Genomic DNA, 21,822 nt, shown 5'->3' with positions numbered 1-21,822 from the left:
AAAACACTGGCGATAGCACGAGCGCACGATGGCTCAACTTGCAATTAGTTCGGCTAAGAGGAGAACGGATGAGTTCGCTGTCAGCTACGGTCCAGAATATTTTCAACGAGCCGGGCTGCGCCAAGAACGGCAGTAAGTCGGAGGCTGAGCGCAAGAAGGGATGCACCAAGCTACTGCAGCCGGGTAGTGCGGCGGGCGGCTGCGCCTTCGACGGTGCTAAGATCGCGCTACAGCCGTTTACCGACGTCGCTCATTTGGTGCATGGTCCAATCGCTTGCGAAGGCAACTCCTGGGACAATCGCGGCGCGGCGTCTTCCGGTTCGAATCTATGGCGCACCGCATTCACAACCGATATGAACGAAACCGATATCGTATTTGGAGGTGAGAGGCGGCTCTGGAAGGCGATCAAGGAAATCGTCGACAAGCATGACCCGCCCGCCATTTTCGTCTATCAGACCTGTGTTCCCGCGATGATCGGCGACGACGTCAACGCGGTCTGTAAGGCCGCCTCGCAAAGGTTTGGCAAACCGGTCATCCCGATCAATTCCCCGGGGTTCGTTGGCTCCAAGAACCTCGGCAACAAGCTCGCCGGCGAGGCTTTGCTGGAACATGTGATCGGAACGCGGGAGCCAGACTGCACCACACCTTACGACATCAATCTGATCGGAGAATACAATCTTTCGGGGGAGCTCTGGCAAGTTAAGCCTTCGCTCGATGAGCTTGGAATCCGGATTCTCTCATGCATCTCGGGCGATGCCAAATATCGTGAAGTCGCGTCATCCCATCGCGCGCGGGCGGCGATGTTGGTGTGCTCAAAGGGCATGATCAACGTCGCGCGCAAGATGGAGGAACGCTACGGAATCCCGTTCTTCGAAGGCTCGTTCTACGGTGTCCAGGATTCAAGTGATTCGCTGCGCCAGATTGCCCGCTTATTGGTTGAGCGCGGCGCACCGCAAGATCTGCTCGGGCGCACCGACGCGGTGATCGCGCGCGAGGAGGCGCGGGCCTGGGCCGCGATCAAACCGTACAAGTCACGCTTCAAGGGAAAGAAGGCTTTGCTGATTACCGGCGGGGTCAAGTCATGGTCGGTCGTTGCGGCACTACAGGAGGCCGGGCTCGAATTGGTCGGAACCAGCGTGAAGAAATCGACAAGGGAGGACAAAGAGCGCATCAAGGAGCTCATGGGACAGGATGCCCACATGATCGAGGACATGTCGCCGCGTGAAATGTACGAGATGTTGAAGGGCGCAAAAGCGGACATCATGCTATCGGGCGGCAAATCGCAGTTCGTCGCGCTGAAAGCAGCGACGCCTTGGCTCGATATCAACCAGGAGCGATGCCATGCCTATATGGGCTATGTCGGAATGATCAAGTTAGTGGAGGAGATCGACAAGTCGCTCTCAAATCCGATGTGGGAGCAGGTACGTCGACCGGCACCATGGGAGGCCTTGGCCAGGGCGAAGCTGCATATGCAGTCGCCGGCGGCCGAGATCACCTGCGAACCGGCGCTCGCCGAAACGGCGCGCCGCGCGAGGAAGATTTGCCACTGTAACACGGTCGATCTCGGCACGATCGAGGATGCGATCTACGCGCATGGTCTGAGAAGCGTCGAGGAAGTCAAAGAGCACACCGATGCGGTCGGTGGTTGCTGCAAGAGACGCATCGAGGACATCTTGGTGTCCTCGCCATCTGCCATGCTGCAGGCCGCAGAATAGGGGGAATCATGGCCCTCACCACGGTGCCAACAAAAGCCTGCGCGGTCAACCCGCTGAAGATGAGCCAGCCGATTGGCGGCGCATTCGCCTTCATGGGGCTGCGCGGGGCGATGCCGCTTCTGCATGGCTCGCAAGGATGCACTTCTTTCGGGCTCACGCTCTTTGTGCGGCATTTCAAGGAGGTGGTACCGCTGCAGACCACCGCGATGAGCGAGGTCGCGACCGTGCTCGGCGGCTATGAGAACCTCGAGCAGGCGATACTCAATATCTACAACCGAGCCAAGCCAAAGATCGTCGGAATCTGCTCGACCGGCATCACCGAGACTAACGGGGACGATGTGGATGCTTACCTCAAGCTAATCCGAAACAAGCATCGGCAACTTGCGAAATTGCCGCTGGTCTATGTCTCGACACCCGATTTCAAGGGCGCGTTCCAGGACGGCTGGGAGAAGGCTGTGACGCGCATTGTGGAATTGCTGGTGGAAGGGCCCAACGTCAACGGCCTGCGCGATTCCTCGAGAGTGAACGTTCTTCCAGGATGTCACCTCACGCCGGGTGATCTTGACGAACTCCGTGCCATCCTGGAGGATTGTGGGTTGCGGCCATCCTTCCTGCCTGACCTGGCAGCGTCGCTCGATGGGCATATCCCCGACGAGTTTACGTCAACGACCATCGGCGGCATCGGCGTCGACGAGATCGCGAGCATGGGCCGCGCCGGGTGGACCATTGCAATCGGCGCGCAGATGCGGCGAGCGGCAGAGGTCATGCAGGCCAAAAGCGGCGTTCCATTTCGCCTCTTCGAGCGGCTGTGCGGCCTCGGTCCGTGCGACGAATTCATGACGTTTGTGAGTGAAATCAGCGGCCGTCCCGTGCCACCGAAATATCGGCGGCAGCGCGGCCAGCTCACGGATGCAATGCTGGACGCGCACTTCCATATTGGTGGTCGCAGACTTGCGATCGCCGCTGAGCCAGACCTCCTATATGATCTCTCCAGTATGCTGCACGAGATGGGGGCGCAGGTGCGTGCGGCCGTAACGACCACACAATCGGCGGTGATCGAGCGGATCAAGACCAACGAGGTGCTAATTGGTGATCTTGAGGATCTCGAAGAGCTTGCCAGAACCGAGAATTGCGACTTGCTGATCACGCATTCGCATGGCAGGCAAGCGGCTGCCCGGCTGAAAATTCCGTTCTATCGTGCGGGTTTTCCGATGTTCGATCGACTTGGCGCAGGGCACCAACTATCGATTGGTTATCGTGGTACCCGCGATCTGATCTTCGATATCGCCAATCTCGGGATCGCGGACCGCGAGGAGAACCATCAACCTACGCCCGATCGATGGCGGGCTCCGGTCGCACTGCCATCAAGGTCCGGGCATCTCAGTTCCATCGGTGCAGCCGAGAGGTCGACTGCATGAAGGTCGCATTCGCCACTCAAGATCTAAGGCGCGTCGATGCTCATTTTGGTTGGGCAAAGAATATTGCTATCTACGAGGTCGCGCCAAGCGGACATGTGTTTCTCAAAGCGGTTGAGTTTGAGGGCGATCTCAAGGAAGACGGCAACGACGACAAGTTAGCGCCGAAGATCGAGGCGATTAAAGATTGCGCAATTCTTTACGTTGCTGCCATCGGCGGCGCCGGTGCTGCCCGGGTGGTCGCCAACAAGATCCATCCGATCAAGGTAAACAAGCCAGAAAACATTCTGGTGTTGCTCGAAAAGCTCGAGGATGTCCTAAGAGGCACACCACCTCCCTGGCTACGCAAGGCAATGGCAAAGGACCAGCGGAGCACATTCGAGTTCGACGAATGAGATGAAATGACAGCAGAAATAGAGCAGCAGGACAGCTCCGCCGATGCGCTGTTCATCAAGGAGCTAGTAAAGATTTGGCGCGCTCAGGACACCACGGGAGCCTGGAAGGCCAAGAGCGATCTCGACCTTCTCGAGCCCTATGTCTTGGACAAGGAAAAGCGGCGTGCGTTGCCGATTGTCGGTGATCCTGGCCCCGATACGCTGTGGCGGCTGGAACTGTTCTTCAACGCGCTCGCGGTCGAGAGGGAAGCCGGTGTGATGATCCAGCCGATCTTGAAGCTGCATCATGAAGGATTTGGCCGCATCGTGCTGATCGGAGGCCGGCTGATCGCCGTGAACAAGCGGCTGCGTAATGTGCATCGCTTCGGGTTCGATAGCCTCGCAAAGCTCGCGCAAGAGGGAGGCAAATATGTCAGGGAGGGAATCGACCTAATACGGAAGTTTCCGGACGTGGCGAACTATTGAGGATCCCGATGAGCGAACGTGAAACACTGAAGGCTGAAATAAAGAAGCTATCGGCCAAAGCGCTACAAGCCAAAATGGATCTGCACGACCTTTCGGAGGAATTGCCCATCAACTGGACCTCGATCATGGTGTTTGCGCAGAAGGCGCACGATGCCTATGCCGAACTTGAGCGCAGAAACCATGATTTGAAGGCGTTGGAAAATACTTAAGAGGGGCCGACTCATGTCATTTACAGCGCGCGATGGCCGCGACTGGACGCCAGACTACCTGATGTCGATTGACGCCAAAAAATGCATCGGCTGTGGCCGCTGTTTCAAGGTGTGTGGCCGAGGTGTCATGGCGTTGAAGGGAATCAGCGAGGACGGCGAACTTGTTGATCTTGACGATGACGAGGACGATGAGATCGAAAAGAAGATCATGGTTCTGAATGATCAGGGCGCCTGCATCGGCTGCGGCGCGTGCGCCAGGGTGTGTCCGGCCAATTGCCAGGTCCATGTTTCAGCCCCAGCCGAAGCTGCCTGACCGGTGGCCTAGCTTTGGTGTCTCAGGAGGTTGTCCATCTGGTCTGAACCGAGGAAGCTGAGGTTGCGAAGCTTCAGCGTTTCAAGGAGAGACCAGATGAACGTCCACAAGAATGCGCCTTTGACGCCCAAAGGTCGAGAGGCGATGGTGCGGGGCGTGGTCGAGGGCGGGTTGAGCCAGGCCGCCGCGGCGGATCAGTTTAACACGACACCGAAAACGGTGGCCAAATGGGTCAAGCGGTTCCGCGCAGAAGGTGTCGATGGTTTGCGCGACCGCTCGTCGCGACCTCATTCATCGCCAAGCCAAACCCCGCCTGCCACGCGCGCCGCCGTCGAGACGTTGCGCCGGCGGCGCCACACCGGCAAGCAGATCGCAGCCGAGGTCGCGGTGTCGCCGGCCACTGTCAGCCGCATCCTTCGTCGCTTGGGATTAAGCCGGCTACGCGATCTGGAGCCTGCGGAGCCGGTGCGCCGGTATGAGCGCGAGCAGCCCGGCGAGCTCATCCATATCGACATTAAGAAGCTCGGCAGGTTCGTAAGACCAGGCCACCGCATCACCCACGATCGCCAGAAGGGCGAAAGCCGCGGCGCCGGCCACGAGTTCGTCCACGTAGCGATCGACGATACATCGCGCTTGGCCTTCTCCCAGATCCGGCGGGATCAAAAAAAGGAGAGTGCCATCGCCTTCCTCAAGGAGACTGTCACCTACTACCGCAGCCTCGGCATGAAGGTCACCGGCATCATGACCGACAACGGCTCCTGCTACCGCGCCAAGGCCTTCGCCAGAGCGTGCAGGAAGCTCGGCCTCAAGCACATCTTCACCAGACCCTACAGACCGCAAACCAACGGCAAGGCCGAACGCTTCATCCAGACCGCGCTCCGCGAGTGGGCCTACGTTCGCGCCTACGACACCTCAGACCTGCGGGCCAAAAACCTGCCAATCTGGCTTCATCACTACAACTGGCTTCGCCCCCACGGTAGTCTGCAAGCCAAACCGCCCATCAGCCGCCTCGGCCTTCCGATGGACGACCTGTTGAGATTCCACACCTAGCCCGCTTGCGGCAGGCGCTATATTTGCAATGGAATAGATCCATTGTTGATCACTTGATCTGCGAAGAAGATCAGACCCGCATGTTCTGACGGCTTCGGTTATTAAGACACAGCGAGCGGAGACGTTGCAGCTAAGACTGTTTGATCGGCAAGGCAAGCGCATACCCTTGGGTGACAACACCGTCTCGAAGATCAGTCTCTTAGCAGTGGGGTCAGCGTTTCGTGCAGGTGTATTGCGATTCAGGTCATAACGCATTGCGCAATGCTGATCCAGATGAGGGAGCACGCTCCTCGGGTAAACGGTACCGTCTTTATTTGATTGCCTGCTCCCTTGAGGATTGGAAGAGCCTAAATTGGCTGCCTATGCGTCAGGTTATGGTCAGCTAACCTGTATATCATCCTCCGCAGAGCTCGTGCGGCACGAGCTCATACAGCGAGTAATTGTGCCGAGAGGAGAGCGAATCTGATGTATGGCAGAATCGTCGGATCGTCCAGCCAGTCTGGAAGCGCCAGCCACGTTGATGAGTCTGGAGATGAGGGAGAGAGCCCGCGATTTGCGGACACAGTTGCCGGCATGGAGCCCGGTGCGTCGTCGTCGGTGACAACGACGCCATACTCTCTGGCTTCCGATCCGCCGATCATAGAGATCGATCGATCTTCCTTCACGGAGGGAGTGAGGAGATTTTTGGGCGGTGACATCAGGCACATCGCCAGTAACCCAGAAGAGTACTCGGATTTCGTGTCCGGGAAGGCTCGGCGCGCAGGAATGGTTGCTGGAAGCTACCTCCACACTTACGATGATCCAAGCAAGCCAGCACGATTCTACAGCTATCAGTTGGGTGACGAAACTGTCGGGCTTTTAAGAGCAGGTGGGCCGGCTCGAATCAAGGGGGAGCAGTTTCGGCAACAGTTTGGACGCAATGATATCACGTCCGTGGTTGACCTTCGGGTTACTCATCCGTTGGTCGAGAACGCGGGCGATATTCTGCTGGAGCATCAACTGCGACAGGACGGCGACCATCCCTTGGTCTTGTCACGTCCTGGCTTGGAGGGCATGGAACCTCGTCTGGCCGAAATGGGTTTTGTTCACATGGGGCGTAATTATTGGGCGCTTGATCCTAACCAGCATCCCGAAGTGTGGACGAAAAACGAGAGCAACGAGTGGCAGCGAGTAGACAAACCTACGAAGTATCTTACTAAGGTCGAGGATAGTGACACCGCTTCTGAAGCAAGTGTCGAAAGTGCCGAAGCGGCCTCTTCAGATGATGATCCGTCATTCTACTTGGAGCAAGCTCTCGAAGGATTGCGCATGGAGTAGAACAGCCGCAATAAAGAGACTTGGGCAGGAAATGACGGCTGTTTCGTGAATGGACGCGTCGCCGCGAAGGTCCTAGCGTTAAACGAGGGGGGCGTTCGTTAGCAGCGTGCGGCCCCATTCGCCTGCCTATCCTATTCAGAAAGTAATGATATTCTCGCGCTTGCGGGCCGTGCAGCTGGAATCGGTGCAACGAAGATCGAGTACGAATCCGCGCCCCAATCGTGTAGCCAATGCAACGGCGCGTCATGATATGAGCGGGTTGAGGGCGGTATGTGCTCAAGGAGGCTTCGGATCAAACTATATGCCAAGGTGACGATCGCGACACAATTCGCAGCGTCATTTGGTCTAGTTGGCGCAAGTGGAAAGGCTGTGGCGATCAGTGAGCAACCACTGCGCTTAGTTCAGTAAGGTGTCGGAGAAGTTGGCGCGCGAAAGTTGCAGCTGCGAATGGGCAGGGAGTAGGCAATAATCCTCGATGCTCGCGCGGAGCTGACCCAATCGTGCACCTGCGCCATCAGCTGCGCTGCACTGACGAAGCATTAAGGTCGGATCGTCAGAAAGCCGAGCGGTTCTGGCTCTCCTACGGTTCTTGCATGTTTGATCGTCCCGCGAAATGAAGAGCGTCCTGCAATAAACGAGCAATGAATGCAGCCAGATGCAATCTATGCGATTTGTGGCATTAACGACATTCCAAGCCGCCGGGCCATGGGTTTCCATCTGCTGGTCGTCGATGACGAGGGCGGTCACCGGCCGTGGTCTATCGTTGTAGTGCGGTGGGGCAAGCAGGTGTTTGGTTATGCCAATAAATGCCCGCACAACAGCGTCAATCTGGACTGGAACTGGAACGAATTCCTGGATCCATACGGCATCCGGCTGATGTGCGGCAAGCACGGATCGACCTTCGAGCTCGCCACGGGACGGTGCGTCGAAGGTCCATGTAAGGGTGGCGCGCTCACGCCGATTGCGTTGACGGTTCTGGATGGTGATATCTGTGTCGTCGGTATGCCTCTTGTCGAAGACGATGCGCTTCCCAACGAATGAAGGCTGCGTTCAGACCGGCCGGTTTTCGTTACGGTTTTTCACGGGTTCCATCCTCTTCAGCCCGTCTTCGTACGAGATCTCGTCATAGGATAGCTCAAGATCGGACCGCTCGATGTCGTTTGCCGCATCGAGCAGGTAATCAAGCTTGCCGCCCGCATCGAGCTTCTTGATGTCGTCCTTGCTGACTCCGACCAGGTCCATCATCTCCTTCCAAACGGTGGATTCGTCACACGGTAAGACGTGGAAGGTAACATCACCGAGCTTGATTCGGTATTTCGCCAGCAAATCTATGTTGTTGCAGAATATGAAATAGCTGCCATTCGGGCTTAAGGCGCCGTCAAGGACGGCTGCGACGTCAGCCAGATACGCGAAGGAATGCAGATACCCTGCCAGCACCGGAATAGTGCGTTTTCCTTCCTGCGCGATCGTTAGAACCTGCTCGATGGAATAGTCCGGCGGTCGCTTCTCGTCGGCGACCTGGGTCTGGAATTTCAGTGCGACATCGCCGCGAAAGCCGAACCGGCCCGGCTTGGTGGTCCCGCCTTTGAGTACGGCATTGAGCAGGCGACCCTCCTTCTCAAGTCTGCCGAGTGCGGTGTTTTCGATTGCAGTCATTAAAATCGTCCTCGATCTGAGCTCCTCACCGACGACTTGGCCGGTGCGAATGCAATGCAAATTGCTTGCCGTCGCATGCGTGGCGGCCTTCGGCGTATCTTAGATAAGAAAGGCGTAAGTGGGCTGCGATTGCCTCAAGTGGCTTTGAAAGAAATCCGACACGAGTTCAAAAGCCAACAGGTGCGATCCGGAAAGGTAAGCATCATCAAGCGTCCTCTCGCTGGCACATGACTTGCCCTTCAGCAGGCAAAGCTAAGCGGTTGAGAGAGGCCATGATCAAGCTAACGGATAGCGCGGTGAATGCGGTCAGGGGCGCAATGTCGTCATCGGCGCAGCCAGCAAGCGGGCTGCGCATTATGGTCGAGGCAGGCGGCTGCAACGGACTCAAATACATGATGGGTCTGGCCGAGGAGCCGAAGCCTGACGACACGGTGATCGAGTGTGATGGTGTGAAGGTGTTTGTCCACAACAAGAGCCATGACCATCTGGTCGGCACAACCATCGATTTCGTGATGGCGCTGGAGAGCCCAGGCTTCACTTTTAATAACCCAAACGCCACTTCGAGCTGCTCCTGCGGCAAATCGTTCAGCTGATAAGAAAAGGCGTCAAAACATGCTGGCGGAACCCGAACAACTGAGGCAATTGACGGCGATCTCGACCGGCCGAGCGGGACGCATCCCCGCTGTAATTGAGGAGATCCGTGCCAATCTGCAACGCAGTGGCGCCAACTATCAGTTGATTGGAATTGATGGCAGCAAGATCATGGTAGGCGCAACCCGTGCCTGCGCGCTCTTTAAGCTCTTGAGGATGACGCTGGAAGGCGTTCAAGTGCAGCTGGCCGACAGGCTCGTCGAATTCGTCCGCCTGATCACGGTTGTTGTTGCAGGTAAGACGCGGGATTGAATGGGGATCAAATGCCGGTTTATCTAGACAACAATGCGACGACGCGGACCGATCCATCCGTCGTGCAAGCCATGTTGCCGTTCTTTACCGAGCAGTTCGGAAATGCCTCCTCGGCCCACGCCTTTGGCGGTGAGGCCGCGGCCGCGCTGAAGCAGGCGCGGCGTAGCTTGCAGGCTTTGCTAGGGAATGCCTACGATCATGAAATCGTTTTTACCTCCGGTGGAACCGAGGCCAATAATGCCGCCATTCTTTCTGCGCTTGCCACCCAAGATGGTCGCGACGAGATTGTCACGACCTCGGTTGAGCATTCCGCCGTGCTTGCGCTGGTCGAGCAACTGGCGACAAGAGGTGTCAAGACGCATATCATACCCGTAGATGCCCACGGCTGGCTTGACGTCGAGGCCTTTCGCTGCGCGCTCGGGCCACGCACAGCGATCGCCTCGATTATGTGGGCGAACAACGAGACCGGCACCATTTTTCCCGTGGAGTTTTTAGCCGGCTTGGCACGTGAGGCGGGCGCACTGTTCCATACCGATGCGGTCCAGGCCATAGGCAAGCTGCGCGTCGACCTAAGGGACAGTGCGATCGATATGTTGTCGCTGTCCGCACACAAATTGCACGGTCCCAAAGGAATGGGCGCGCTCTACCTGCGCAAAGGGACAAAATTCCGACCCCTGATCTGGGGCGGATCACAGGAAAGGCGGCGCCGCGGCGGAACGGAAAATATTCCCGGCATCGTCGGTCTTGGAAGGGCTGCGGAGCTTGCTGTGGAGCGGCTCGAGCCGGAGCGCGTTCGCATTGGTGCATTGCGCGACCGTCTGGAGCAGGGGATCTTACATAATGGCGAATGCTTTGCGCTCGGCGATGTCAACAACCGGTTAGCGAACACAGCCAATATCGCTTTCGATCATCTCGAAGGCGAAGCAGTCGTCCATCATCTCAATCGTGCGGGCATTGCCGTGTCGCTCGGATCAGCCTGCAGCTCCGGCTCAATGGTGCCGTCGCACGTTCTGCGCGCCATGCAGGTGCCGGCGTGGAGGATGCGCGGCGCGGTGCGCTTTTCTCTCTCTCGTGAAACCACCGTCGCGGAGGTTGACGAGGTCGTGTGCGCTCTGTCAGACATTGTTGCTCGCTTGCGTGCCACCTCGCGGGAGTCTGGCGCTCCGCCCAGCTATGCGTCACAGTCGAGGGAGTTGCGCTTGTGAAAATCATGATCCGCCGCTCGTCGGACGCGGGCCTGTCGATCTACGTGCCAAAAAAGGATCTCGAAGAGCCGATCGTGGAATCTGAGTACGAGTCGCTCTGGGGCGGCTGGATCAAGATAGCTAATGGCTGGGTGCTCGATTTACCCGAGATGGCGAGCGACACACCATTGCCGATCACAATCAATGCCAAAAAACGGGGCGAGAACGGGAAAGATCCATGAACATGAGCCCAATCTTCTACATCGGCATTGGAGAGAATTGCTAATATCGTTTCGCTGACCTGCTTGGCCAGGAGGTCGATAGTATCGTTGCCGGGCTTCGGTGTCTCGATCTCGATTCCGATCAGTGCCTCGACATATTGCAGCCAGAGATCAGGAAGCTCTTGGCGGCTGCTCGCTATGGCAGCATCGTGGTTCAGTTGCCAGACGCCATCAAGGAAAGGCGGACCGAACGGAGCTTTCTTGCTCTCGCTTCAACTATCGCTATTGCGAAGCAATGCGGCGAAGATCATCAGGCGTTCCTGCCGATACCACGATGCAATCGTCGATCCGAGCGTCTTCTCAATGCAATGAGCGCCGTGTTCAGCTCAAGCAAGGCCTGACACCGATTTGGCTCGCTCGCGCGTTGGGGATAATGCTCATCAATTAACGGCGCTGTGACGTCGGATCGCCAGAAGTATCGACCCATTTGTGGCCGGCAGCAGCGCGCAAAACCATGCAGATAGAGCAAGGATCCCGGCGCCTAGCGCGAGTATGAATGCACCATCCACGGATCTCTGTGTCTGAATCACGACGTACCTGCCGCATTTCCAACATGCGCTTCGTTGCTATTCTAGTATCAATATCGATCATTACCGCTGACTGTTTAAGTAGGGCTGCAACGTCACCGTTTCCGCTATGGCATGTGAGTTGCTACTCCCCTCATGAGGCGTTCTCAGGATTGGTCTTGGAAAGCCGATGATGCCTGCACGGGGAGATGAAAATGAACGCGGTCGTTGGGCACGGCAGATATGTCGAAGGTTCATTGGACAAGATGATGCGGCCCACCGCCGAGCACAGGGGCTGCGGCACGTCGGTCAACACAGGCCAGGCGAGCTGCCGCTCACGGGCGGCCCACGGCGAACTGCCGGCCGAGATTTGGGAAAAGGTGAAGAAGCATCCCTGCTACAGCGAAGGGGCACATCATCACTACGCCCGTATGCATGTCGCGGTGGCTCCGGCCTGCAACATCCAGTGCAACTACTGCAACCGCAAATATGATTGCGCCAATGAATCGCGTCCGGGCGTGGTGAGCGAGAAGCTTACCCCCGAGCAGGCGGTGAAAAAAGTGCTCGCGGTCGCGACCATCATTCCGCAGACGACTGTGCTTGGCATCGCTGGTCCCGGCGATCCGTTGGCCAATCCAGAAAAAACATTCAAGACGTTCGACCTGGTCGCCAAGGCGGCTCCCGACATCAAGCTGTGTCTGTCGACCAACGGATTGGCCCTGCCGGACTATGTTGACACCATCGCCAAGTCCAAGATCGAGCACGTCACCATCACCATTAACACGATCGATCCTGAAATCGGCGCAAAGATCTATCCGTGGATCTTCTTCAGCCACAGGCGTTACGTTGGCATCGACGCGGCAAGGATACTCACCGATCGTCAGCTACAGGGTCTCGAGATGCTTAGCGAGCGGGGTATCCTATGCAAGGTCAACTCGGTAATGATCCCGCATATCAATGACCATCACCTTGTCGAGGTCAACAAGGCGGTGAAGTCGCGCGGAGCCTTCCTTCACAATATCATGCCGCTGATCTCGGCGCCCGAGTACGGCACAGTATTCGGCCTCAACGGTCAACGAGGTCCGACGGCTCAGGCACTGAAGGCACTGCAGGATGCTTGTGAGGGAGGGGTAAACATGATGCGGCATTGCCGTCAGTGCCGCGCCGATGCGGTGGGTCTGGTCGGAGCGGATCGCGGAAGCGAGTTCAACATCGACCGAGTCATGAAAATGGATGTCAAATATGACCCCGAGATGCGCAAAGCTTATCAAGAAAAGGTAGAGGCTGAGCGTGCCGCCAAAGTCGCGGCCAGCCGAGCGGGCCTCGCGGAGTTCGCCGGCGAGATGAGCGAAATCACCGTTCTGGTCGCGGTTGCAACCAAAGGCTCGGGGCTGATCAACGAGCACTTTGGACATGCAAAAGAGTTTCAGGTGTACGAAATTTCCACATCCGGCGCCAAATTCGTCGGCCACCGGCGCGTGGATGTCTACTGCCAGGGCGGCTATGGCGAGGGGGAGAGGCTTTCGACCATCATCCGAAGCGTAAATGACTGCCATGCGGTGTTCGTGGCCAAGATCGGCGGTTGCCCGAAGAGCAATCTGATCAGCGCCGGAATCGAACCGGTCGATCGATACGCGCATGAGTTCATAGAGAAGTCGGCGATCGCTTGGTTCAGGTCCTATCTCGAGAAGGTAAAACGCGGAGAAATCCAGCATGCCCAGCGAGGTGACGCCGACATTCGGTGTGGGTCCCTGATCTCTGCGGGGTAAAGGGGGCGTATGTGCCATTCAAGATCATTGCCTCGCAGTGTACGAGCTGCTCAGCCTGCGAACCGTTGTGCCCAAATGTTGCGATCTCGGAGAGCGCGGGGCGCTTCGTCATTGAACCGGCGAAATGCACCGAATGCATCGGTCATTTCGATGAGCCACAATGTGTCGCGGCTTGTCCCGTCGACGGCACCTGCGTCATTGACACCTCCTTGCCGCGTTACCAGGCGCCATCCTAAAGAATTAGCCCATGATCAGAATGCCAAGAGCTGCTGCTGAAAGCGTCCAAAGCGTCGTACTGCGCGTTAGCGGCGCCGTAGGCGCCGAGGTTCGGGCCTTTCTCAGAAACGGCGGCTGCTCTGGATTGGCCGCTGCCCGCGAGCAGAAAGAACGCTGTGGACAATTCGTCCCGTGCAGCGCTCCAACGACGTTTCTCGACGCCGGCAGCCGCCTTCCAGGCGGTGCTGTCATCGTCGATGTGACTGATGCTGCTGCGCACGCCAGTCCATCATTGGTTGGACCAGGCGCTTCGCGGCGGAGCGTGACGGCGCACACCCAAGAGCACAGCTGCCGATGAACTTAACAGCCAACCCGCCGTCCGGCAGCCAGAGAGCGCTGATCTTGTCCACGCCGACCGGCGATGATCTCCCCGGCGCGACCGAGGCTCGGCTGCGGCAGGCACGGCTGTTCGATCATCTTGACGAGGTTGCAAACCAACATGTAGTCGAAGCGCGTGCGCTCACCTCGGACCGCGCCGCCGCATTGATGATCGAGGCGCGCCGCATCGCGCCGCAGCTGCTCGGTCAGCTGATGAGTGATACGGACGTCGAGTTCTGCGACATGGTGGCGCGCGATGTTCCCTATCAGTGGTTGCCAGCCGTAGTGAGCGGCCCAGATGCCTCGGTGGAGTTCGAGATCGCGCGATCGCCCTTGCCAGAGGCGCCAACTGCTCTACGGCACGGCCCTGATCGGCAGGTTTACCTAGAAGCGGCGAGCTGCATCTCAGATATTGAATTGACAAATCGCGCCGGAGGTGAGGGCGAAGTGATGCGGGACCTCGCCTGCGATGGCTCGGGCATGCCTGCATGTCCGCTTGGGAGAGGCGCATGAGCAACATCGTTCGCGACAGCGACGTCGTCGAGCTCAGCGGGCCGCCTGTCTTCAGCTTTGGCGAAAAGGTACGATCCAATCGCACCATCCGCAATGATGGCACCTATCCCGGCAAGCAGGTTGGCGACATTCTGGTCACGAAGGGAGAGGTGGGTTACGTCGTCTCGATCGGCACGTTCCTGCAGCAATTCTTCATTTACGGGGTCGAGTTTCTGGAAACGGGCTACCGAGTTGGCATGAAGCGCAAGGAGCTTGAGTCGGTGGACACGTGCGAGGAGACCGATGATCTGCCATTGCCGGAAGAGGCTGTGTCATGAGTGAGTTCCGCTTTTCGAGGTATCGCTGGGGCCAGCGCGTTAAAGCCGTCGTCGACCTCATCAACGACGGCTCTTTGTCCCAATACGGAGCCCGAGGAGTGCTTGCTCGGCGCCGGAGCGACCGGCGAGATCATCAGGGTGGCTATCCATAACCAAGCGAACGTGCCGATAAATACTGTCGATTTCGGTGAACGCCTGCTCATCGGCTGTCTAGAAGAAGAGATCACAGTGCTTTGAAGGAGGGAGTTCGCGATGAATGCCGCGCTGATGAGGAAGGTAAAGACGGGGCTGATTCCTCACCCGAACGAACTCGATCGCAAGCGGATCGAGCGCGGCTTGAGTTCGCGCAAGCGTTATCTGTATGTTTCACCGAACGTGACGCCGGTGAGGGGTGGCTATCTCATCGAGAGCGCCTGTTGCTCGCGCAATATCGATAAGGATGGCGGTCTGATTGATGTTGCCTTGATTCTTTATGATGCCGTGGGTGGGATCTGGAAGCTGTTTTGCAAGAACCACGCAAAGGGAATCTGGGAGTTCTACAGCCTTAACCACCGTCTGACTTCAGCAATCGACGAATTGAACACCGATCCGGAACGTCTGTTCTGGCAATGACGAACGAACTTGACGAGCCATAAAGAGCCACGATGGCGCTCAGTGCGGAGGAATTGATCGAAATCGAGCAGCTGCTTGCGGACGATGGCGCCGATACTGGCTCCTTTGTCGAGCTGCCGCGCCGCTTCCCGCAGCTTGCCTGGGTACGTTGCGATGCGTCGGATGTAGCGGACCAGCCGTTCCGGCAGTTTCCTCATTTCGACCTGCATTTGCTAGATGGCTCGGATCACTGCGTGCGGATTACGGCCGATCCGACACGGGCGACCGGCATTGTACTGGCGAAAAGGAATTGAGGGCGGTGAGCTGCATTGAACTCGCAGCGCACCCCGCTGGATAGCGCGGATAGTGTTGAGGCAAATCCATCCTTTATTCCACTGTCCGATCCCGATATCACCTTAGCCGAGCTCTCTGCCGTGGAAACATTGCTATGTTCACCGCAAATCTCCAATGGGCTGACCACTGAGGCGTTCGAGCACGCTTTCGTAGCGTATCTTGGCCGCAAATATGCCGTTGCCGTATCAAGCGACACCATCGGGCTCCTGCTTGCGCTCAAGGCGCTCGGGATCGAATCAGGGCAGGAAGTCATCGCCTCGCCCTATTCCTTTCGCGAGACGGTCCATGCCATCAGTCTCGCAGGCGTACGGGTGGTATTTTCCGACATCGACTATTGGTCGGCAACATTGGTCCCAGCAAAGGCCGAGGAACGCATCACGGCAAACACGCGGGCGATTGTCGCCAGCAATTCCAACGGTCATCGGGCGCCATGGTCGGAATTGCGTGCGATTGCCCAACGCGATCAGCTACCGCTTTTGGAGGATTCCACCGAGGCGATCGGATCGAGCTATAAGGGCGAGCTCGTCGGCAGGTTTGGCGACCTGGCGGTATTCGACTTTGCTCAGCCCCTGGCCATAAGTTGCGGCGAAGGCGCCATGGTCGTGACCGATGATATCGATATCGCGGTTAGCTTGCGTCGGTATTGCGCCCATCGACTGGACGAGCGCTCCTCCGTTGTCGTCAGTGCCACCGCACCTTACCAGGCTCGTATGAGCGATCTCACCGCGGCTTTGGGGTTGGCACAGCTCAAGCGTCTCAACGAAAGCCTGGAGCGTCGCCGGTTGGTCGAGCAGCTCTACAACGCGCATATGCAATCATTTGAAGGCATCAAACCGCCTTACGTTGGCCCCCATGTGACCGAGGTGAACTGGATGCTCTATCTCGTCCATCTAGGGATGCGCTTCACGCGATCCGGCCGTGACGCCATTGTCGATGATCTGCGTGCCGCCAAGATTGAATCCGCCGCCTATAGCCATCCATTGCATTTGCAACGTCACTATTTTGATCTCGGCTATCGGCGGGGCGATTTCCCGGTTGCGGAAAAGATCGCCGATCGCGCCCTGGCGCTGCCGTTTCACACCCATCTCACGAACGACAAGGTCGAATTTATCGCCGAAACCACGAAAGAGGCGTCGATCAATGTGGGCGCGGGTGCAGCGATCTACTAAGATGCTGGTCATCCACGACTGAAGGAACAATAGGTTGAGTTGCGATGAGCCGCTGCCATTGAGCTAGACCAGCAACGCGAGGGCGGGCCGTCTGTGGCGGCATTTGCGCGCAGATCGCCACCCCGACGAATATGGAGGAAGGCCGGATTCCACATCTTCGTCCGAAATCCCGGAAGAGAAATGCTCTCCGACAGCGATCGTGCAAAACACTGGCAAAGTAGCGAAGGCGCCGTCTCCGACCAGAGGGTCCAGGCCCGCGCCAGGGCCTCGGAACCGAGCACGTCATAAATCCAGATCCTCAGTTTCGGTTCGGGTCTTTAGGTTGACCAGTAGGGAATTGCTGTGAACTCGCAACAGGTCATTGTTCACGTCCGCTTCGCTCCGAACGGGAGGGTGGTGCAAATCAGCGAGCGCCCGGCGAAGCTCACGCCGAACCAATGGTTTGATGTCCTTAACGCCCGTGCCAGCTCAAGCTATCGCCCGATCGCTCGTGGTCGTGGTGTTTTTCGACTGACGCGGACCGCGATCGAAACCTTCAAGCAGGAAACCACGAGGCGGGAATGAGCGAAGGTATAATGGGCAACCTGCTGAGCGATCAGATCGAGGTATTCGCCGTATGTCCCGCTGATGCTATCGAGCGGACTGGCGCAAAGGGCTTTAGCCTGTCGCGGATCGATGCTAGCGGCGAGTGCCGGCCGCTTCTAATTATTGTGGTGCGCACTTTCGGGAACGATTATTTCGGGTATGTCAACCGTTGTCCGCATGACAGTGCCTGGCTCAACATCGGCTCCGGCGAGTTTTTCTCTCCAGATCGCTCCATTCTCAGATGCGGACGGCATGGTGCGAGATTCGAGGTCGACACTGGGGTATGCATTCGATGGGCCCTGCAACGGACAAGCGCTCGAGCCGGTCGCACTCACCGTGATAGATGGTGACGTCTGCCTGTGCGGCGTCAAGCTGCTGGCGGATGATCGGCGTGCCGACCTATTCGAGGACAGCGGCGAAACCATTGATGTTATGATCCACCCCGATTAACAGCTGCATCGCTTAGCTATTGCTCGAGTTGCCTTAGGCGTTTGGCGCCGGATAAAGCCTTGTGAGCGTTGGCGCAGGTGCGTGTCGTCGCTTTTTGAACTTGTAAGAGCAGAACGTTTTGAACCCGCAAGTTCAGTGGCACGCATCCGGATCCCGGTCATGCACCCGGCGATCTCCGTGGCACGAAGGAAGGGCTCTGGCGCTAACTCACCAAATGGACCTGGCATGCAAGAACCGCTTCTGGCTGCCGGTGGATGACAATAGGTTCGAGAAAGAAATGCCCTCGGCGGCTGCAAGCCCACCGAGGGCACCGTCTGGGCTGGAAGAATGGGGAGACCTAGACTGACAGGAGCGTTTGAGCAGAGAAATGACGATCCTGTATCCGATGTTCGCGGGACACGCAGCGCGCAACGCACGCCGAACGATCGGATGTCCGCGGGCGCCGCCGGCGTTCGTGTCTGCGTTGCAATTGCAATGCCAACCCTCTGTACATCCGACGCCCTTGGCGAATTTCGTCACCTTAATCCACTGACGGCATCGCTCCAGGTCAAATGCTTTAACGAGCACGTGCGCGTGGTCATTCTCATCGTTCCGCAAGATGCGGCGAGCGAATCTCGAGTTGAAGCGCTCGAAGCGGTTGAGGCAAGCCGACATCGTTGTGTGGGCGGTTTTGCCGCTGCTGCCAATCAGGATTGCGGCAGGCCAGCTCTGTCGCCTCAAACGTAAGCTCGGTGATCACCTGTGCCTCGCTCGGACCCCGTCGCGATTGGGCGCTATCTTTGACGAAAACGCGGGATGAGCAGCGGCACGTGCGCGGCGCTTAGGAAGTTCTTTGGTTCGCGGTCGAACGATGCAATTAGCCGACTCCCCTGGGCAGAGCGCTCTCTTCACTGGGCCGATCGCCATACGCGCTCCTCGATAGACGGGACGCAGATCACGGCTCATTCCGCGAAATGACCGTGCAAGGTCTGAACAGACCGAGCGAGTATCTTCCGTCCAATCGCAAGAGCGGACTGCGGAAAGCTGAAGCTGAAGCTGAAGCGTTGAACATGATGCGACGTTTGTCATGTCCGGAACAGGAGAGAACGACATTGTCGTAACCGCGGCAATGAGTGTCAGTGACGCCGGAGGCGGGCAAGGGATCGTTGCGGAAACGAGCGTTACGCATTGGCGTGGAAGTTGCTTGAACATGTTGGATGGTTGAGCAAATGATGCGTGAGCAGAAACGGTCGCGATTTGGGAGAAGGCGTTGAAATTGATCAAGGAGGCCGGTCAGACGCGGAGGTATCTGCTCGCGGATTTTCCGATAACAAGCACGATTAACAAGCACGATGATGTCCGCTCGCTTCGGCTGCTTTCGCGAGCACGAGTGGGAGTCAGCTGCTTCAATTGATCGATCCGGCGTTCAACTGAAGAATAGATTGTGCGGCAAGTACTCCGGCGTTGCCGCTTTTCAGATGAACCCGTTGATTTCAGGATAGGCGCATGAACGCAGAAACCGAATTCGAGCTTCCTCAACTTTACAGGTATCATGTCTTTGCCTGCCATACGCAGCGTCCGCCGAATCATCCGCACGGCAGCTGCGGTGCCTCGGGCGCGCAAGCCCTGTGGGATAGGATGGGCAAGGCGATCGAATCGCAAGGTCTGGACCATGTCGGCTTCACGGTGGCGGGCTGCCTCGGCTTTTGTAACTCCGGCCCTTTGATGGTCGTCTATCCCGACGGAGTCTGGTACCGCGCGACCACGCCCGAGGACGTGGACGAAATCGTAAATTCTCATCTCGTACAAGGCAAACGTGTGGACCGTCTTGTGATGGTGCTCAAGCGAAGCTAATGTCCTGAGTCACAAAGTTCGCAATCGTAAATTCGCAGTAGATTCGCGTCGCCGTCCCAAGGACGGAGCTGTAGCAGCGACGGAGGATCTGATGGCGGTCCAGCAACTTGCGCCCCTGACATTGAGCGATGAAGAGCATGCCGAACTGAAGTCGCTGACGATGCAGCGGAAGACAGCGCAGGCGCTGGCTCTGAGAGCCCGGATCGTGCTGACCTGCGCGGAGGGCGGTCAGAACAAGGAAGTCGCGGCCAAGCTGGGCCTGGACCGATCGACGGTAGGCAAGTGGCGGCGGCGTTTTGTGGAGTGGCGCGTGGACGGGCTGCATGACGAGCCGCGCTCCGGGGCGCCACGTACGGTTGACGATGCCCGCATCGAAGCCGTGATCGTGAGGACGTTGGAGAGTTGCCCCGAGAACGCCACCCATTGGAGTTCTCGCGACATGGCGAAGGCCAGCGGCCTATCAGTGTCGACGGTGCAACGCATCTGGCGGGCCTTTGGGCTCCAGCCGCACCGGATGGAGACGTTCAAGCTCTCGACCGATCCGAACTTCGTGGCCAAAGTGCGCGACGTTGTGGGCCTCTACGTCTCGCCACCGGAGCACGCCATCGTTCTATGTGTGCATGAGAAGTCCCAAATCCAGGCGCTGGACTGCAGTCAGCCGATGCTGCCGATGCGTCCCGGCCAGCCGGCCCGAAGAAGCCATGACTACACGAGGCACGGCACCACATCGCTGTTCGCCGCCCTCGACATTGCTAGCGGACGGGTCATCGGCAAGTGCTATGGACGCCACCGTGCTGCTGAGTTCCGCAAGTTCCTCAACGAGATCGAAGCTGCCGTGCCGCGTGAACCGGACGTCCATCTCGTCATGGACAATTACGCCACGCACAAGACCCCCTTGATCCAAAAATGGCTGGCTAAACGGCCGCGTTGGCACGTGCACCTGACCCCGACCAGTTCGTCATGGCTCAACCAGGTCGAGCGCTTCTTCGCGCTCCTCACCGATAAGAAGATCAGGCGCGGCATCTATCGCAGCGTCGCCGCTCTCAGGGCTGACATCACTTCGTTCATCGGCCGACACAACGCCGTTTCCGATGGACCAAATCTGCCGATGACATCCTTGCTTCCATCGAACGCTTCTGCCGGTACAATGCCCCCGGCAAAACACGACCCGATGTCGCGAACTTCTGGTTCAGGACACTAGAGGCTTCGCTTAGCGCCGCTTGGTCCGGGCTATCGGGAATGCACGGCTTATCTGTTCAAAGACTGGGGTCGTTGAGCTGTTCGATCGTTCTTAAGGTGACTGGGTGCCCTCACGCCTCCAAGGAGGTGCGCAACAGGAGGCCATTGACCTTGTCGCTGTGGCCTTGGATTCAAAAATGTTCGGTGAGAGACGGACCGGTCAGAGTAGTGCGCTTGATCGAGTCCGATGAGGCCCGAGCGTCACCCCTTTGTAGCGCGGTCTATCCCAGAGCGACAACCGATTTGAATTGCCGCCTTTGATAAGCGGCTGGCACTCTGCAGCGTGCAAGGAGGCAGGGAGCTGAATCTAGTCGATCACTATTAGTGATGCAGGCGTTCCGCCACTTCATGCCATCAATTCGTAGCTCACAGAGCGAGCATTGTTGCGCGTGCAGTCCGGCGCCGGCGAGACGGTGCACCTTAAACTCGCCGTCTCGCTCGCATCTGAACAAGCCGATCTCTTCCCTGGAGCTTGTGCTATCGTCAGAACTTGTACGTGATTCCGCCGCTGACGAGCCATGGGTCGATATTGGCGCGGCCAGTGACGACTATCGCATTGTTTACGGTCGCCGAGTAATCCGGCCGCAGCCACAACTTCTTCACGTCGAAGTTGAGGCCCCAGTGACGGTCAAGCATGTAATCGAAGCCGAATTGGACCGCGGCGCCAAACTGGTTGCTGATGCGTACATCCGCCACCGCAAGCCCCGCGAGCGGCGTATTGGCTGCTGATTGGTTGAAGAATGCGGTGTAGTTGATGCCCGCGCCGATATAGGGCTTGAGCGGCCCGAAATCGGTGAAGTGATATTGCAGCGTCAGTGTCTGCGCGTTCCAGACGATCGTGATCACCAATTCCAGGCCATCGTGATCACTCATTCCAGAGCATCGTGATCACCGTTTCCAGGGGATCGTGATCACCAATTCCACAGGATCGTGATCGCTATTTCCAGCGGATCATGATCGGGGACAGCGAGCCGGACACCACTGACAGTCTGCAACCCA

Annotated in this window: 25 protein-coding genes and 4 pseudogenes; 26 read left to right on the top strand and 3 right to left on the bottom strand. The window is 57.8% G+C overall.

From position 1 onward, the window contains the following. Positions 1-68: 68 nt before the first annotated feature. The 9 genes from nifE (at position 69) to HU230_RS27660 (ending at position 7,920) form a co-directional block, all read left to right on the top strand. On the top strand, positions 69-1,715 hold the full coding sequence (nifE, locus tag HU230_RS27700; protein WP_176529035.1) for a nitrogenase iron-molybdenum cofactor biosynthesis protein NifE: 1,647 nt from the start codon (positions 69-71) through the stop codon (positions 1,713-1,715). Positions 1,716-1,723: 8 nt separating this feature from the next. Then, a complete protein-coding gene (gene nifN / locus HU230_RS27695; protein ID WP_176529036.1) occupies positions 1,724-3,133 on the top strand; it encodes a nitrogenase iron-molybdenum cofactor biosynthesis protein NifN in 1,410 nt (469 codons plus the stop codon). Continuing rightward, positions 3,130-3,525 carry a nitrogen fixation protein NifX gene (gene nifX, locus HU230_RS27690; protein WP_166073337.1) on the top strand — a complete coding sequence of 132 codons (396 nt, stop codon included), beginning with the start codon at positions 3,130-3,132 and terminating at the stop codon, positions 3,523-3,525. Before nifN ends, nifX begins: the two co-directional genes overlap by 4 nt. A 6-nt stretch (positions 3,526-3,531) precedes the next feature. Next, complete coding sequence (locus tag HU230_RS27685; protein WP_176529037.1) at positions 3,532-3,990, top strand: NifX-associated nitrogen fixation protein; 459 nt, start codon at positions 3,532-3,534, stop codon at positions 3,988-3,990. Between the two features lie 8 nt (positions 3,991-3,998). Then, positions 3,999-4,199 (top strand): CCE_0567 family metalloprotein, encoded by a 201-nt coding sequence (locus tag HU230_RS27680; RefSeq protein WP_166073365.1) that lies wholly within the window; start codon positions 3,999-4,001, stop codon positions 4,197-4,199. Positions 4,200-4,212: 13 nt separating this feature from the next. Continuing rightward, positions 4,213-4,512: a ferredoxin III, nif-specific gene (gene fdxB / locus HU230_RS27675; RefSeq protein ID WP_176529038.1), complete on the top strand. Its 300-nt coding sequence runs from the start codon at positions 4,213-4,215 to the stop codon at positions 4,510-4,512. 96 nt (positions 4,513-4,608) lie between these two features. Next, positions 4,609-5,562 carry an IS481 family transposase gene (locus tag HU230_RS27670; RefSeq protein WP_176529039.1) on the top strand — a complete coding sequence of 318 codons (954 nt, stop codon included), beginning with the start codon at positions 4,609-4,611 and terminating at the stop codon, positions 5,560-5,562. A 465-nt stretch (positions 5,563-6,027) separates the two neighbouring features. Continuing rightward, entirely contained in the window at positions 6,028-6,879 is an 852-nt protein-coding gene (locus HU230_RS27665; RefSeq protein WP_224496567.1) for a host specificity protein, read from the top strand. A 645-nt stretch (positions 6,880-7,524) separates the two neighbouring features. Then, positions 7,525-7,920, top strand: coding sequence for a Rieske (2Fe-2S) protein (locus tag HU230_RS27660; RefSeq protein ID WP_176529040.1), 396 nt, complete (start codon positions 7,525-7,527; stop codon positions 7,918-7,920). 9 nt (positions 7,921-7,929) lie between these two features. On the opposite strand, the gene HU230_RS27655 is transcribed toward HU230_RS27660, so the two are convergent. Next, entirely contained in the window at positions 7,930-8,535 is a 606-nt protein-coding gene (locus HU230_RS27655) for a hypothetical protein (RefSeq protein WP_176529041.1), read from the bottom strand. 272 nt (positions 8,536-8,807) lie between these two features. Here HU230_RS27655 and HU230_RS27650 point away from each other — a divergent pair, with 272 nt between their 5' ends. The 6 genes from HU230_RS27650 to HU230_RS27625 all read left to right on the top strand — a co-directional run bounded on the left by HU230_RS27650 (position 8,808) and on the right by HU230_RS27625 (position 13,414). Further along, entirely contained in the window at positions 8,808-9,128 is a 321-nt protein-coding gene (locus HU230_RS27650; RefSeq protein WP_173643898.1) for a HesB/IscA family protein, read from the top strand. 19 nt (positions 9,129-9,147) lie between these two features. Further along, on the top strand, positions 9,148-9,438 hold the full coding sequence (locus HU230_RS27645; protein WP_176529042.1) for a NifU family protein: 291 nt from the start codon (positions 9,148-9,150) through the stop codon (positions 9,436-9,438). 11 nt (positions 9,439-9,449) lie between these two features. Beyond that, positions 9,450-10,643 (top strand): cysteine desulfurase NifS, encoded by a 1,194-nt coding sequence (gene nifS, locus HU230_RS27640; RefSeq protein WP_420840808.1) that lies wholly within the window; start codon positions 9,450-9,452, stop codon positions 10,641-10,643. Next, the gene (nifT, locus tag HU230_RS27635; RefSeq protein ID WP_166073478.1) at positions 10,640-10,864 is read left to right on the top strand and encodes a putative nitrogen fixation protein NifT; all 225 of its coding nucleotides are present in this window, start codon (positions 10,640-10,642) and stop codon (positions 10,862-10,864) included. Before nifS ends, nifT begins: the two co-directional genes overlap by 4 nt. A 760-nt stretch (positions 10,865-11,624) precedes the next feature. Then, a complete protein-coding gene (gene nifB / locus HU230_RS27630) occupies positions 11,625-13,178 on the top strand; it encodes a nitrogenase cofactor biosynthesis protein NifB (protein WP_176529044.1) in 1,554 nt (517 codons plus the stop codon). A gap of 11 nt (positions 13,179-13,189) precedes the next feature. Beyond that, positions 13,190-13,414 (top strand): 4Fe-4S binding protein, encoded by a 225-nt coding sequence (locus tag HU230_RS27625; RefSeq protein WP_029084666.1) that lies wholly within the window; start codon positions 13,190-13,192, stop codon positions 13,412-13,414. On the opposite strand, the gene HU230_RS27620 is transcribed toward HU230_RS27625, so the two are convergent. Continuing rightward, positions 13,411-13,674: a hypothetical protein gene (locus HU230_RS27620; RefSeq protein ID WP_176529045.1), complete on the bottom strand. Its 264-nt coding sequence runs from the start codon at positions 13,672-13,674 to the stop codon at positions 13,411-13,413. The two genes, HU230_RS27625 and HU230_RS27620, sit on opposite strands and share 4 nt — an antisense overlap. Before the next feature lie 74 nt (positions 13,675-13,748). Between HU230_RS27620 and HU230_RS27615 the strand changes: the two genes are divergently transcribed. The 11 genes and pseudogenes from HU230_RS27615 to HU230_RS27565 all read left to right on the top strand — a co-directional run. After that, positions 13,749-14,285, top strand: a complete 537-nt coding sequence (locus tag HU230_RS27615; RefSeq protein WP_176529046.1) for a hypothetical protein — start codon at positions 13,749-13,751, stop codon at positions 14,283-14,285. Beyond that, entirely contained in the window at positions 14,282-14,602 is a 321-nt protein-coding gene (locus tag HU230_RS27610) for a nitrogen fixation protein NifZ (protein ID WP_176529047.1), read from the top strand. The genes HU230_RS27615 and HU230_RS27610 overlap by 4 nt, the downstream gene beginning before the upstream one ends. Continuing rightward, positions 14,599-14,839: pseudogene (locus HU230_RS27605) on the top strand (nitrogen fixation protein NifZ). Before HU230_RS27610 ends, HU230_RS27605 begins: the two are co-directional and overlap by 4 nt. Positions 14,840-14,854: 15 nt before the next feature. Then, positions 14,855-15,214, top strand: coding sequence for a DUF3024 domain-containing protein (locus tag HU230_RS27600; protein WP_176529048.1), 360 nt, complete (start codon positions 14,855-14,857; stop codon positions 15,212-15,214). 32 nt (positions 15,215-15,246) lie between these two features. Further along, positions 15,247-15,507, top strand: a complete 261-nt coding sequence (locus tag HU230_RS27595; RefSeq protein ID WP_173643904.1) for a hypothetical protein — start codon at positions 15,247-15,249, stop codon at positions 15,505-15,507. Positions 15,508-15,522: 15 nt separating this feature from the next. Further along, the gene (locus HU230_RS27590) at positions 15,523-16,716 is read left to right on the top strand and encodes a DegT/DnrJ/EryC1/StrS family aminotransferase (protein ID WP_176529049.1); all 1,194 of its coding nucleotides are present in this window, start codon (positions 15,523-15,525) and stop codon (positions 16,714-16,716) included. A gap of 342 nt (positions 16,717-17,058) precedes the next feature. Beyond that, positions 17,059-17,280: a hypothetical protein gene (locus HU230_RS27585; protein WP_176529050.1), complete on the top strand. Its 222-nt coding sequence runs from the start codon at positions 17,059-17,061 to the stop codon at positions 17,278-17,280. Beyond that, positions 17,277-17,751, top strand: a pseudogene (locus HU230_RS27580) (Rieske (2Fe-2S) protein). The gene HU230_RS27585 and the pseudogene HU230_RS27580 overlap by 4 nt, the downstream one beginning before the upstream one ends. Before the next feature lie 429 nt (positions 17,752-18,180). Then, a complete protein-coding gene (locus HU230_RS27575; RefSeq protein WP_176529051.1) occupies positions 18,181-18,477 on the top strand; it encodes a hypothetical protein in 297 nt (98 codons plus the stop codon). A 759-nt stretch (positions 18,478-19,236) separates the two neighbouring features. Further along, positions 19,237-19,584, top strand: coding sequence for a (2Fe-2S) ferredoxin domain-containing protein (locus tag HU230_RS27570; protein WP_176529052.1), 348 nt, complete (start codon positions 19,237-19,239; stop codon positions 19,582-19,584). Between the two features lie 91 nt (positions 19,585-19,675). After that, positions 19,676-20,724 (top strand): annotated as a pseudogene (locus HU230_RS27565) (IS630 family transposase); the annotation flags it as partial. A 582-nt stretch (positions 20,725-21,306) separates the two neighbouring features. Here the strand turns inward: HU230_RS27565 and HU230_RS27560 are convergent. Further along, positions 21,307-21,642, bottom strand: a pseudogene (locus tag HU230_RS27560) (OmpW/AlkL family protein); the annotation flags it as partial. Between the last annotated feature and the right edge of the window lie 180 nt (positions 21,643-21,822).

Origin of the sequence: Bradyrhizobium quebecense, assembly GCF_013373795.3 — a bacterium.
In the GTDB taxonomy this organism is placed as follows: Bacteria; Pseudomonadota; Alphaproteobacteria; order Rhizobiales; family Xanthobacteraceae; genus Bradyrhizobium; species Bradyrhizobium quebecense.
The sequence above is the reverse complement of the archived record's forward strand: the minus strand, read 5'-3'. Positions and strand labels throughout refer to the sequence as shown.

Excerpts from the sequence above, each read along its gene's own strand:
- nifE (WP_176529035.1), top strand. The coding sequence starts at position 69 with ATGAGTTCGCTGTCAGCTACGGTCCAGAATATTTTCAACGAGCCGGGC.
- nifN (WP_176529036.1), top strand. The coding sequence starts at position 1,724 with ATGGCCCTCACCACGGTGCCAACAAAAGCCTGCGCGGTCAACCCGCTG.
- nifX (WP_166073337.1), top strand. The coding sequence starts at position 3,130 with ATGAAGGTCGCATTCGCCACTCAAGATCTAAGGCGCGTCGATGCTCAT.
- HU230_RS27685 (WP_176529037.1), top strand. The coding sequence starts at position 3,532 with ATGACAGCAGAAATAGAGCAGCAGGACAGCTCCGCCGATGCGCTGTTC.
- HU230_RS27680 (WP_166073365.1), top strand. The coding sequence starts at position 3,999 with ATGAGCGAACGTGAAACACTGAAGGCTGAAATAAAGAAGCTATCGGCC.
- fdxB (WP_176529038.1), top strand. The coding sequence starts at position 4,213 with ATGTCATTTACAGCGCGCGATGGCCGCGACTGGACGCCAGACTACCTG.
- HU230_RS27670 (WP_176529039.1), top strand. The coding sequence starts at position 4,609 with ATGAACGTCCACAAGAATGCGCCTTTGACGCCCAAAGGTCGAGAGGCG.
- HU230_RS27665 (WP_224496567.1), top strand. The coding sequence starts at position 6,028 with ATGTATGGCAGAATCGTCGGATCGTCCAGCCAGTCTGGAAGCGCCAGC.
- HU230_RS27660 (WP_176529040.1), top strand. The coding sequence starts at position 7,525 with ATGCAGCCAGATGCAATCTATGCGATTTGTGGCATTAACGACATTCCA.
- HU230_RS27655 (WP_176529041.1), bottom strand. The coding sequence starts at position 8,535 with ATGACTGCAATCGAAAACACCGCACTCGGCAGACTTGAGAAGGAGGGT.
- HU230_RS27650 (WP_173643898.1), top strand. The coding sequence starts at position 8,808 with ATGATCAAGCTAACGGATAGCGCGGTGAATGCGGTCAGGGGCGCAATG.
- HU230_RS27645 (WP_176529042.1), top strand. The coding sequence starts at position 9,148 with ATGCTGGCGGAACCCGAACAACTGAGGCAATTGACGGCGATCTCGACC.
- nifS (WP_420840808.1), top strand. The coding sequence starts at position 9,450 with ATGCCGGTTTATCTAGACAACAATGCGACGACGCGGACCGATCCATCC.
- nifB (WP_176529044.1), top strand. The coding sequence starts at position 11,625 with ATGAACGCGGTCGTTGGGCACGGCAGATATGTCGAAGGTTCATTGGAC.
- HU230_RS27615 (WP_176529046.1), top strand. The coding sequence starts at position 13,749 with ATGAACTTAACAGCCAACCCGCCGTCCGGCAGCCAGAGAGCGCTGATC.
- HU230_RS27610 (WP_176529047.1), top strand. The coding sequence starts at position 14,282 with ATGAGCAACATCGTTCGCGACAGCGACGTCGTCGAGCTCAGCGGGCCG.
- HU230_RS27600 (WP_176529048.1), top strand. The coding sequence starts at position 14,855 with ATGAATGCCGCGCTGATGAGGAAGGTAAAGACGGGGCTGATTCCTCAC.
- HU230_RS27595 (WP_173643904.1), top strand. The coding sequence starts at position 15,247 with ATGGCGCTCAGTGCGGAGGAATTGATCGAAATCGAGCAGCTGCTTGCG.
- HU230_RS27575 (WP_176529051.1), top strand. The coding sequence starts at position 18,181 with ATGTCCGCGGGCGCCGCCGGCGTTCGTGTCTGCGTTGCAATTGCAATG.
- HU230_RS27570 (WP_176529052.1), top strand. The coding sequence starts at position 19,237 with ATGAACGCAGAAACCGAATTCGAGCTTCCTCAACTTTACAGGTATCAT.